Below are 12129 nucleotides of genomic sequence, written 5' to 3' on the forward strand. Positions count from 1 at the left end.
TTATGAATACTACCCTGGAACTGGCCACTTCCTTATGCTGCCAACTGGGATTGAAGAGCGGCCAAGGTAAGGTAAATACGGCACTAAAAGGTGTCAGCCTGTTTAAAATTACCCAATATCATCATGTTACTCCGCAGATGTATCAGAAAGGCGTGGTTGTTATTTTTCAGGGCAACAAAATTGGCCACCTGAATGATTATCGATTTGAGTACGACACTGAACATTGCCTGATTGTGTCAGCACCGTACCCTATTGCCTGTGAAACCTTTGCGTCGGAAGAGGCGCCGCTGATCGGTATTGATATCGGATTCGACCACAGCGTTATTCGTCAGCTGGTCGATGATATGGAAGCGGATCTGGGAGCCGATTATTTCGCCTCTCAGCAGCAGCATAAAGGCGTGGCCGCCTCGCCTGTCACACCTGAGATTAATGATTGTATGCAGCGATTATTATCGGTTCTGCATACCCCTATTGATGCAAAATTACTGGGGCCGCAGATACTCAGAGAGTTTTTTTACCGCCTGCTGCAAAGTCATCAGCGATCCCTGCTTGCCCAGTATGTGAAGCAAGACAGCGCGTTGGCCCGCGTGTCAGGTGTGATAGAGCATGTCCAGCTGCATTATGCGGACAAGCTGGCGGTGGATGATCTGGCTGACATGGCAGGCATGAGCATTTCTGCCTTTCACCGTGCTTTTAAGCAAGTTGTCACGGATCCGCCGTTGCAATACATTAAAAAAATCCGGCTCAATAACGCCAAGCAACTCATGGTACAGGATGGCGTATCAGCCAGCGTAGCAGCAAGCAAAGTGGGATATGAAAGCGCCGCACAGTTCAGCCGGGAGTTTAAACGCTATTTTGGACTGCCGCCCAGTAAGGCGGGGTAAGTGGTGTGCGCTTACTGACCTGCCTGTTGAACAGCTTGCCGGGTAAATCCCTGCGAGTTGTTTAGCAGCACACGCGCTTCTTCAGCCGTTGAACCGGTCAAAATCATCACAATGGCGGTTTTGCAGTGGCCGCCACAGGCTGTCAGTGCAGATTCGGCTTGTTCGCGTGTTGCACCGGTTGCCGCGGTGACAATGTTTTTCTGGCGCTCGACCAGCTTTGCATTGGTTGCTTCAACGTCTACCATCAGGTTGCCGTAGACCTTGCCGGTGCGGATCATAGCGCCTGTTGTCAGCATGTTCAGAATCATTTTTTGTGCTGTACCGGCTTTCATGCGGGAGGAGCCGGTCACCACTTCGGGTCCGACTATGGGCGTCATGGCAATATCTGCTAATTGAGTCATGGCGCTGTTGGGGTTGCAGCTGATGCTGGCGACGGTCGCACCGATCGATTTGGCGTATGTCATGGCACCGATTACATAAGGGGTACGGCCACTGGCAGCAATGCCGACTAACACATCTTTGTCAGAAAAGTTCAGGACTTTCAGGTCTTCTGCACCCAGATCGGTGTTGTCTTCAGCATTTTCTACGGCACGGAAAATCGCTTCCCGCCCACCTGCAATCAAGCCGATAACCTGAGACGGGTCACTGCCATAAGTGGGCGGGCATTCGCTGGCATCCAGAATGCCTAAGCGGCCTGATGTCCCTGCGCCTGAGTAAATTAAGCGGCCACCTTGCTGAAAAGCAATCGCGATAGCATCAACAGCTTGAGCCACTTGCGGCAAGGTGCGTTCAACAGCCAGCGCCACTTGCTTATCTTCGTCATTGATGACCTTGAGCATGTCGACGGTCGACAGGGTATCTATCGCCTGGCTGGCAGGGTTGCGGCTTTCAGTGATCAGCGTGTTTAAATCAATTTTCATCAGGGATGACCTTAGCGTTCGTTATCTGATGAGAATTGTAGGGAATAACATATGGCGTAGCAAACGGGCGCCATCTTAGCGGTCTCTTCTTGCCTGTCCTGATTCAAAAACGCGATAATCAGGCAAATCATCGAATTCAGACGATGTCGCAGCTGATCAACGGCCTGACTGTCTGAATCAGCGTGCTACACTCATACCGACACTGACTTCGTGGAATTGGGTTCGTCGCGGAGGCAAGTATGGTCAGTTTGTTGTGGAAATGCTCTGTTGCTCTTTTTCTTCTTGCTATGCTGTGGGCTGGCTACAGCTTGCCTGTTCAGGCCGACATTGTTGATGCCCGCTGCGATATATACCCCAGAGGTGCAGATAAACCCTCAGGCCGTTACTTATGCGTACTGTCTCAGCATCATGGCTATATCACCATAGACAGAGCAGATGGCGTCTATTACGATTTTTATCCGATGCGGGGGGAGCCGGGGCAATACCGCGATGATCGTAATCAGCCTGTTTACAGAAGAAACGGATTGGGCGCAAAAGGGATGATTTTTGAAATGAGCGACAAGTCCATTTATGTCCTTTGGGATACTTCCGTGTTAGCTGAACCCTAATTTTAAGATCTCATTTTTAGGGATTATGGGTTGATTTTTTACGTCACGCTAACCACTATCAGCCCACCTGAACTAAGAGACGAAATGCATGCCAACGCATACCCACTTAACCATTGATATCGTATCTGATGTCGTCTGTCCCTGGTGCTACATTGGTTACAAACGGCTGGAGCAGGCTATGGCGGCCTATAAAGATCAGGTGCAGTTTACTGTGCGCTGGCATCCTTTCGAACTGAATCCGGCCATGCAGGAAGATGGCCAGTTGCTGAGTGAGCATCTGGCCGAGAAGTATCAGATCACACCCGAACAAAGTGAGCAGAACCGAGCCAGGATCATTGCTTTAGGTGAAGAATCCGGTATTCGGTTCCATTTCACCCCACTCTCCCGTATCTACAATACGTTCAAAGCCCATCAGTTGTTGCACTGGGCCGCGAGCTACGGCCGTCAGACAGAGCTGAAACTGGCGCTTTTTGAGGCTTATTTCACCGAGCAGGATGATCCGAGTGCTTTGCCTGTGCTGTTGGATGCTGCTGACGCCGCAGGCCTGGATCGTAATGAAGCCGAGCTGGTGCTGAAACAGGGCAACTTTGCCGAAGCCGTGAGAGCTGAAGAGCAAACCTGGACCGGGCAGGGGATCACTGCAGTGCCTGCGTTTGTCTTTAATGAAAAATATCTGCTATCTGGTGCGCAGGATACAGAGACATTGAAGCAGGTTATCGACACGCTTTTAGCTGAGGTGGCCTAAAAAATTAGTCCGGCAATGTTACCGACCCGCATAATCCATGATCAATTGGTCAATGTTGCATGCGGGTCTGAACGCTGTTGGGCCGTAGGTGAGTTCTGATCACTGTGCAATCTGAAAGGAGAACGGATGAAAGGGTTTTGGCTAAAACTGATTCTGACAGTCGTCATATTCGTGGCCTTGTTTGGCTACGTTTTTTATACTGTGCAAAGTGGTGTGCAATAAGGACATTGTTGATTAGGAAAAAGTCAGCGGTGAGCATAGAATCATTTGGATTATCACAAGGAGTGTGAGTTGGAAAAATATGCGGTGTTGTCGGACATTCACAGTAATGTCTTTGCGCTGGAAGCTGTGGTCGCGGATGCGGCCAGTAAGGGAGTGACCCGGCTGGTGAATCTGGGTGACATTTTATACGGCCCGATAGCCCCTCGTGCTACCTTCGATTTTTTGCAACAGCAAGAGATGCTGACCATTTCAGGTAATCAGGATCGACAAATTTACCAGTCGACGGCTGCAGAAGTGGCTGCCAATCCCACGATGCAATTTATCCTCAACGACTTAGGCCAGGCCCCGCTGGACTGGATGCAGCAACTGCCTTTTGATGCTTGGATATCCGATGAGATTTACGCCTGCCATGGCACGCCGGACGATGATCTGGTGTATCTGCTGGAAGAGATCAGTTCGGGTCATCCGCAGGTCAAAGCAGATGCCGAGATAGCCGCGCATCTCAAACACATCCATTCTCCTATTATTCTTTGTGGTCATACCCATATTCCCCGTTGTGTCCGGATCTCGACGGGACAGACGGTGATTAATCCCGGCAGCGTGGGCCTTCAGGCTTACGCCGATGAATTGCCGTCGCCTCATTCGATGCAAAATCACACACCGCAAGCGTCGTATGCTGTGTTAACGCGGCAAGACCACCACTGGGAAACGGCCTTTCACCGCGTTGATTATGATGTAAAAGCGGCTGTGCAGGCAGCAACGGCCAATGGTCGCGAAGACTGGGCACAGTACCTGATGACAGGCAGATGTTAACTCAGTGAGAGTCAGCTCATAACGCTGCTTCTTCATCTACACTTGGTCGATACAGTATGCCGTTTTTCTTTGTGTTCCTGTCCAGTTTCCCGGAGGTTCTATGGCATCGTTTCAGCAGGCGAAAATCTCTCCTCACTTGTGGTTTGATAAAGAAGCGGTTGAAGCCGCCGAGTTTTATACTCAGCTCTTTGATCATTCCAGAATTGTTAATGTCACCAAGATTGATGATACCCCTTCAGGCAGTGTTGATGTGGTGAACTTTGAATTGTTCGGACAGCCATTCACAGCGATCAGTGCCGGGCCTTTTTTCACGTTTAATGAGTCGGTCTCTTTTGTTATTCATTGTGACGATCAGGCAGAAATCGATCGTTACTGGACGGCTTTATCTCAGGATGGTGGTGAGGAAGGGCAGTGTGGCTGGCTTAAGGATAAATTCGGTTTGTCATGGCAGATTGTGCCGAGATCGATGGATGTGATGATGCGAAGCCATGATCACGATAAGCTGGCGCGGCTAACGCAGTGCTTCTTGACCATGACAAAACTGGAGATAGCTGCGCTGGAACGAGCGTTCAATGGTAAGTAGAAGGTCGGGTCAAAAAGAGTGAATCACAAAAAAAGCGACAGGCGGGCAGGAGCTCCCGTTCTGTCGCGCAAGGGATAGTTAATCGTCAGGCTTTGGTTTCTTCTGCAGCATCTGTAGCGACAGCCGCTTCTATGGGTTTGAGAGCCGCGGCTTTTTTGGCACGCTTTTCTTTTTGTGCCAGCCAGATCAGGGGGGCGATGATCATCATAGTGCCAAGAATCATTGGCAAGTCAGGTACTTCGTCGAACCACAGCATGCCGATGATCACAGCGCCAATCAGTCCGCTGTATTCGGCGCTCGCAATCTTGTTCGATTCCGCCGAGCGGTAAGCCAGTACACAGGTGCCGGCATAAATCATAATGAACGTGCTGGAGCCAGCCGCTGTCAGCAGCGGCGACCAGTCCCAGGGCTGTCCTTCCCAAATAGCCAGGCCCAGCGCTGCCGGCATACCTGCCAGGTTGGTCAGCATCAGGGTTTGCGCAACAGTCTGGTGTTTTGGCAGCTTACGCACCAACAGGTTGTTCCAGGCCAGCGTAAACGCAACAATCAGAGCCGCAATGGCTGCCCAGTTGATTTCAGTCGGGCGGATAATCACCAGCACACCAATGAAACCTATTACCGCCACGCCGACAGAATATTTGGTCAGCTTTTCCTGAAACAGCATCATGGCCATAGGCAGCATGATCAGCGGGGCGGCATAGAAGATGGCATTCGCAGTGGCCAGTGGCAGGCTGGTAATTGAGATGATCATAAATACCATACCCAGCAACCAAATGTGTCCGCGCAGAGCATGCCACTTAAATCCGGCAAAAAAATCGGCTTTTTTGGTGCCAATACAGAAGGGTGCCAGAATAGCGACGGCGGTTAACTGGCGGAAAAAAACAAACTGAAAAATAGCCGTTTCATCACCCAATGATTTAATCATGGCATCGGAGCACACAGCAATTAAGTTGCCAACAATCAGCAATATCATGGCTAAACCGACAGACATTTGAGGCATGGGCTGCTCCTTCTTTTTTGGGGTTAATGAAATGTCAACGAGACAACAAACTGTGATCCAAAGCATAAACCAGCGGTAGTGATGAAGTATAATGATATAAATTTTTTTGGTATGAGTTTTTTAGATAATGAAGCTGCCACCACTTCGTGCTGTTCATTACTTTGAGGCTGTCGCCCGCCTGAACAGTTTTTCCCGTGCGGCGGAATTTCTGAGTGTGACGCAAAGTGCCGTCAGCCACCAGGTTCGTCTGTTAGAAGATTATTTGGGTGAAGAACTGTTCCAGCGTCAGGGGCGTCAGTTGTCTCTGACACCCGTTGGTGAAAAGTATTACGAGCAGATCAGCCATGCTCTGGCTGATATTTCTGAAGCCAGCCAGCAGATCCGGGAAGGCGAAGGTGGCAAGATTCGCCTGGCACTTTACAGCTCACTGGCAGTGAAATGGCTGATCCCACGGCTTGAAAATCTGCGTCAGCTGCACCCTGAAATAGAGCTCACGTTAAACATGGTGAGTAACGACCCGAATTTCAGTGACGAACTGGCAGATTGCTTTATTACTGTTTCGCCACCCAAGCGTAGTAATTTCATTTCAGAGCTGCTGTATCATGAGCAGCTCTATCCGGTGTGCAGCCATAAGCTTTGGCTGCAAATGCGGGACAAACCGTTGCCGGACGCCCTGTGGGAGCATCCGTTGCTGACCACTCGTTCTATTTTTAAAGATGCCAAACACGGCGAAGACTGGCACCGCTGGTGTATGCTGGGCGGTTTTGAGCTGCCTGAACAGGCGAGATTTCAGTTGTTCAGCCATATGTTGCTGGCGGCGGAAGCGGCCCGCTATGATCAGGGCATCACTTTTCTCAATGACTACCTGATGAATGACATCGACAGGCAGCAGCATTTCGTGCGGATTCCTATGCATGAGTTGCCGACCGGTGACAGTTTTTATTTTGTGTATAAAAAATCACGCGCTAAGCAAACCGCCATTATCACTCTGGGGCGCTGGCTTAAACAGCAGTGTGATGAGCTGGACAGACGTGGAAGCCAAAGCTGAGGCCAGATTCAGCGTCAGGGCGTTACAGTGAGTGGCTGTCATTGTCAAACCAGCGCTGAAAAACCATAGCGTCTATTGTCGGTTAGCATCGGGTATCAAACCGTTATTAACTCCCTCTCCATCACGAAGAGGGAGTTAACAGATCACTTGTGAAAGCAGACGCCGCCATGAGTGGCATCGTAAAGCTGCTGCCGGATTAATTCGGCAATTTCGACGATCAGTTCGACCATGCCCGGCTGCCTGACCTTTTTTTTGCTGCACATGATGTAGAGAGACTCACTAAGCCGCAGTGCGTATTGCGGTAACACCGGCACTAACTGGCTGTTGGGCGAATACAGATAGGTGGGTAACACGGCAATGCCCATACCTCTTTCGGCGGCATGCTGTTTGGTCAGGTTGTTATCAAAATACTGGCTGCGCTCAGGCAGGGAAAATTTACTTTGCTGAGCATAGATGTTCGGCCAGTCTAATTTCCCCTTAGCCTGAATCAGCAAGCGGTGCTCACAGAGATCTGAGAAAGAGGCAGGCGTACCGAAACGTTCCAGGTATGCATGGCTGGCCACAATCACTTTATCGATATCAGCCACCCTCTGGTAATAAAAGGCTGGTTCGGGCGGAGAGAAATTCAGAGCGATATCCAAATCGTCGCCAAAGAACGCTTTTTCAAGACTGGTCTCTATCAGATTGATAACCAGCTGCGGGTAAGTTTCCATGAGCTGTTCGATCACAGGCAGCACCACCTGATTGCCCAGTGCGACGGAACAGGCCAGGTTAATGGAACCTGCCTTAGTCTCTGTCTGGCTGAGTGACATCATGCAGTGACGCAACCCATTCAGGCTGGTCTGGCACTCTGCCAGCAGCTTCATGCCTTCACGGCTTAACTTAAAGTGATGTTTGTTCTCTCGAATAAACAGCTCACATCCGAGCTGCGACTCAAGCTTCTTAACTTGGGCGCTGATGGTGGACTGCGAAATGTTCATCTTATTGGCCGCACGGGAAAAACTGTTGTATTCCGCTACTGCCTGAAAGTAGTGCAACAAGGCAAATGACTTATCCATGTTCATAGTTGTTTATCTATAAATAAATCCGCTTTTATGAATTATCACTGAAAGTGAAGGCAAATTACACTGGCTTTCCTGACATAACTATAGGTAAGCAAAGTGAATCTTGATACTCGATATGCTTTTCATCTGGCGCTGGATATCAGTGCAGCAGGCGTGTTCATGGCGGTTTCTGGTTTGTACTGCCTTGCAGAGGGCATGACACTTCAGCAATTGGGCTGGTTCTTTGCCGCCTTTTTTATCGTCATGGTTGTGTTGGAAGTGCCGAGTGGTTTTCTGGCTGACCGATTTGGACATCTGGCCGTTTATCGGTTGGCGAAAGGCTTTGATATGCTGAATGTTGTCCTGTTGGTGTTGGCTCCGAGTATTACGACTGTGATTTTAGCATCGGCAATCGGCGGCATCGGGCGCGCTTTGGGTTCGGGGTGTTTAGAAGCATGGTACGTTAACCAGCGCTATAAAGAAGGGTGCCATACGAATATCAAAGCAGCACTGTCACGTGCGAATCTGTGGCTGTTATCAGGTTTGGGTATTGGTGCTGCAATAGGTGGACTATTACCCGCTCAGGTGCCATATACGTTCAGCCAGACATATCTGAATGGTAACCCTTATAAGGTGGCGTTAATACTGGGCATGACAATCCACCTCGCAGCCCTGGGGATCAGCTTTCTGACTTTTCATGAAGGCGAAAATGCGCGGTCACGACAAGATCACAATCATGAATCACTGTTGTCGATGGGCAGTAACTTACTCACGTATTTCATGGCAAATCCGGTATTGATCCTGCTTCTCGCCTGGCAAATGCTGATGGGATATGCTCTGGCTAACCACAGTGTGTACTGGCAACCCGTGTTCGCCATGCTTGAGGGTGGGAACAGCATGCTTGAATGGGTTGGATTTATAGTGGCCTCAAACTATTTACTCGCAGCGCTGCTTGGCAGGTTGCTGGACGCTACTGCTGCCTCTTTTTCAGCTGTAGCAATTTTGCCGGTTTATGCAGTGTGCGCAGCGATGGCGCTGATTGCCATGTCGTTAGTAAGTAATCCCTGGGGCTTTTTACTGGCGAATTGGGTGTTTATTTCCGCTGTGTTTCTGTCTCGCCCTGTCATAGCGGCAGAGTTACATCGGCATGTCGGCTCGTCGCACCGGAGTGCGTCTGTTTCTCTACTGTCACTGAGTCTGAATCTCGGTGGGGTGATGGCAGGCGGTTTGCTGTCATGGCTGACCCAAACATTTTCTGTGCCGGTAGCCTGGCAGGTGAGCGCATTGATTATGACGCTATCGGCGTGCGCTTTGAGCATCTGGCAGGCGATGGCAGTCAGAGACAGACAAGCCCTGGGTAATGAGACGGATTCGCCTAATTGAAGAAAGAATGTGCGGAAGATGGGGTTTTCAGGCGGTCAGCGATATTATTTTTAGATCAATCTCAAATAAACCTTTACAAAGGGGGAGAGTAGCGTATGATTCGTCTTGCTCTGTCGCTCAGATTAATTAATGCAACTTCAAGTCAAAGTAAAACCTCAGAATTTCTTCGTAACTGTCGTTATCCTCAGTGTTTCCCTTAGCTTCATTGTGACATTCAATAATTTAGGCTCTCAGCGCATCGCATGAATGCGGTAAATATTTTGAATTCATCTATATAAAAGGGACAAATTATGTCTAACAAATCAACTGGTCTGGTTAAGTGGTTTAACGAAGAGAAAGGTTTCGGTTTTATTACTCAAGACAACGGTGGTGCTGACGTATTCGTTCACTTCCGTGCAATCGCTTCAGAAGGCTTCAAAACTCTGGCTGAAGGTCAGAAAGTGTCTTTTGACGTAGAGCAGGGCGCTAAAGGCCCTCAAGCTGCTAACGTAGTAGCGCTGTAATTTTTTCATTGGCGTAAAAGGTGTTTTGCCTTTTACGCCAATGTATTTACAACGAAAATTATGCCTCTCCTGCCTTAAAAGCACGTCAGCTGTAAGCTTCCAAACGCCTTCGTAACACACCATCAAACACCAGCATTTGCTTTGTCATCAAACTGCAAATAACTTCCATTAGCATATTTATCATAAGCAAGTTTCAGATTGCGTTTTATACGTAATAATTTTGCTTATTTGAAAGAAAAAATAAGGAGATATTATGTCTCGTTCAATTGGTCGTCATCGATTTTGGTTTCATCAAAGTCGTACTAAAAATACATCCGCAAATAAGAGGGTAGCCATTAAGTGATAGTTAATTTTACGCTTTATAAAGAAGACAAATCCTGGAGTTCACGTATACATCAGTTAAATGATGATGTTCTGCTCCGACATGTACACCTTCAGGGTAATATTGCCCGCAGAGATATAGATTTTTCCTACTGTGAAAGGTCTCACTCGGGAAATATTCTAAACAGTGAAAACCAAGTGATTGGTCATTTCAGCGTTTTTTCGTCATAACTCCCGCAATCATTCATTTCATGGCTACCGCCGCCAGGCCATGCAGTGAGCGATGATTGAGTCACTCCCTCTGACTTTACTTCACCTGTGTTCATCCCTGCTATGCCGGACAGGCAATAATCAGAAAGCCCCTTATGCTGCTATCGTTATATAACTAACTATGCGTGATGTTAGTTAAGGCACGTGGTGTTAGCTAAAACGCTGAATGAGATTATGTGTTAGTAGACAGGGTGGCTCAAACCTATATTCCGTATTGTCTTCAAAACATCACTGATTTGCCTTATATATGTCTGCCGCCGACAGTTCTACGGAATAACGATCCCCTCATCACGAGAGACAACGGGCAATCTGAATGATTACCCGTTAGGAATTACCGCTTGTTTTTAAGCTGCGGCGGTGTTTCTTGTTTGTTGTATCGGAGCTTGTGACAGTGACTGCCACATTGCACCAAGAACCAACACAGCCAGAAAAATGTTAGAGACGGGCATTGCCAGCCAAACACCATTTTCTCCAAACCACTTTGGTAATAGCCAGAGGAAAGGCAATTGTACCAGCATATTGCTGAGAGAAATCGTCAATGCCATGCCGCCCTGACCAACAGACATAAAATACACAGAGCCGATAATAATCAACCCATCCAGAAATAGGCTGAAAAGGTGCAGAGTGATACCATGACTCGCTTCTTGCACGAGCGTAACGTTACTGCTGTTGAACCAGCTGATCATAAATTCCGGAAACAAATTGAGTAAAGTAATCCAGCTAACGCCTACAATAATGGTTGCTTTGCAAGCCAGCAAAACAGTTTTTCGCACTTTATCGTGGGCGTTTTGACCGTGGAAATAGCTCACAGGTGGCTGCATTCCTTCAGCGATACCTTCCGCTAGCAGGTAATAAAGTGTCATCAGGTAACCTACAATGGCGTAGGCAGCAACGCTTACAGCAGAACCATATTCCATAAATAATCGATTATGAATTGCCACCATCAAGCCAGTGTACAGATACATCACCAGACACGATGAACCCAGTGTCAGTGTATCAGTCATTTTCTTGCCATCCGGTTTCAGATCAGTAAGTGATAACCTCAGTGTTGAGAAGCGGCTGCAGAAATACACCAATGTTAATAAGACGACAACACTCTGAGCTGTTACAGTGGCAATGGCAGCGCCTTCCAGTCCCCAGCCCAGTATTCCGATGAATATATAATCGAGCACAATATTGATAATAGCACCAGCAACCATGAGACCCGTTGCCACCTTAGGTGAATCATCGTTTCGTATCAGAAAGGGCGCGGCACTGGCGCCAACGGCTATGACTGAGAATCCGATAAAGATCTGTAAGTAGCTAACGGCATAGCTGAGGATTTGGCCTGTTGCGCCTTGCAAAGTCATCAATTGCACGCCAAAGACATATAATAATGCTGAACATCCAAGGCCAATGAATATCACCAGTGCCAGTCCATTTCCCAAAGCTTTACGCGCTTTAGCCGATTCGCGCATTCCTCTGAACGTAGAAACCAGACTGCCTGCCCCCATGCCAATCATCAGCCCGACACCCATGAAAATACTGATAATTGGCCAGGCAATATTGATTGCCGACAGGCCGTCTTGCCCTAAAAAGTGCCCGACAAATACCCCGTCAACTATCTGATACAGTCCATTGACCAGCATGGCCATGACGGCTGGAATGGTGAATCGACGAAAAGTTTTGCCGATTGATTCTGTTTGATTAATCGCTTCCATTTTTATCTCTCTGTGAAGCATATCTGTATTACTATGTATTCTCTTATCAAATTAAGATGGTAAAAAGTTAGTTACCATCCGCTTTT

General features: G+C 48.3%; 12 protein-coding genes. 8 read left to right on the top strand and 4 right to left on the bottom strand.

The window, feature by feature from the left end; translation table 11 throughout:
• The first annotated feature begins 2 nt into the window (after positions 1-2).
• Entirely contained in the window at positions 3-884 is an 882-nt protein-coding gene (locus KCG43_RS12520) for an AraC family transcriptional regulator (RefSeq protein ID WP_218385282.1), read from the top strand.
• 11 nt (positions 885-895) lie between these two features.
• Here KCG43_RS12520 and murQ read toward each other — a convergent pair whose 3' ends face one another.
• Positions 896-1804 (bottom strand): N-acetylmuramic acid 6-phosphate etherase, encoded by a 909-nt coding sequence (gene murQ / locus KCG43_RS12525; protein WP_218385283.1) that lies wholly within the window; start codon positions 1802-1804, stop codon positions 896-898.
• Positions 1805-2043: 239 nt separating this feature from the next.
• Here murQ and KCG43_RS12530 point away from each other — a divergent pair, with 239 nt between their 5' ends.
• From KCG43_RS12530 to KCG43_RS12545, 4 genes are all read left to right on the top strand, one after another.
• Positions 2044-2412 (top strand): hypothetical protein, encoded by a 369-nt coding sequence (locus KCG43_RS12530; protein WP_225445229.1) that lies wholly within the window; start codon positions 2044-2046, stop codon positions 2410-2412.
• A gap of 88 nt (positions 2413-2500) precedes the next feature.
• Positions 2501-3157, top strand: coding sequence for a DsbA family oxidoreductase (locus KCG43_RS12535; RefSeq protein WP_218385284.1), 657 nt, complete (start codon positions 2501-2503; stop codon positions 3155-3157).
• A 291-nt stretch (positions 3158-3448) separates the two neighbouring features.
• Entirely contained in the window at positions 3449-4192 is a 744-nt protein-coding gene (locus KCG43_RS12540) for a metallophosphoesterase (protein WP_218385285.1), read from the top strand.
• A 100-nt stretch (positions 4193-4292) separates the two neighbouring features.
• On the top strand, positions 4293-4775 hold the full coding sequence (locus tag KCG43_RS12545; protein WP_218385286.1) for a VOC family protein: 483 nt from the start codon (positions 4293-4295) through the stop codon (positions 4773-4775).
• An 85-nt stretch (positions 4776-4860) separates the two neighbouring features.
• Here the strand turns inward: KCG43_RS12545 and KCG43_RS12550 are convergent, their stop codons facing one another.
• The gene (locus KCG43_RS12550) at positions 4861-5775 is read right to left on the bottom strand and encodes a DMT family transporter (protein ID WP_192016433.1); all 915 of its coding nucleotides are present in this window, start codon (positions 5773-5775) and stop codon (positions 4861-4863) included.
• Between the two features lie 127 nt (positions 5776-5902).
• Here KCG43_RS12550 and KCG43_RS12555 point away from each other — a divergent pair, with 127 nt between their 5' ends.
• Positions 5903-6823: a LysR substrate-binding domain-containing protein gene (locus KCG43_RS12555; RefSeq protein WP_192016434.1), complete on the top strand. Its 921-nt coding sequence runs from the start codon at positions 5903-5905 to the stop codon at positions 6821-6823.
• 143 nt (positions 6824-6966) lie between these two features.
• Here the strand turns inward: KCG43_RS12555 and KCG43_RS12560 are convergent, their stop codons facing one another.
• On the bottom strand, positions 6967-7881 hold the full coding sequence (locus KCG43_RS12560; protein WP_218385287.1) for a LysR family transcriptional regulator: 915 nt from the start codon (positions 7879-7881) through the stop codon (positions 6967-6969).
• Positions 7882-7983: 102 nt separating this feature from the next.
• Here KCG43_RS12560 and KCG43_RS12565 point away from each other — a divergent pair, with 102 nt between their 5' ends.
• Both KCG43_RS12565 and KCG43_RS12570 read left to right on the top strand, forming a co-directional pair.
• On the top strand, positions 7984-9249 hold the full coding sequence (locus KCG43_RS12565; protein WP_218385288.1) for an MFS transporter: 1266 nt from the start codon (positions 7984-7986) through the stop codon (positions 9247-9249).
• A 290-nt stretch (positions 9250-9539) separates the two neighbouring features.
• On the top strand, positions 9540-9752 hold the full coding sequence (locus KCG43_RS12570) for a cold-shock protein (RefSeq protein WP_027250907.1): 213 nt from the start codon (positions 9540-9542) through the stop codon (positions 9750-9752).
• Between the two features lie 935 nt (positions 9753-10687).
• Here the strand turns inward: KCG43_RS12570 and KCG43_RS12575 are convergent.
• Entirely contained in the window at positions 10688-12043 is a 1356-nt protein-coding gene (locus KCG43_RS12575) for an MATE family efflux transporter (protein WP_218385289.1), read from the bottom strand.
• Positions 12044-12129 lie beyond the last annotated feature (86 nt).

The organism is Photobacterium sp. WH24, assembly GCF_019204055.1.
Lineage (GTDB): Bacteria > Pseudomonadota > Gammaproteobacteria > Enterobacterales > Vibrionaceae > Photobacterium > Photobacterium arenosum.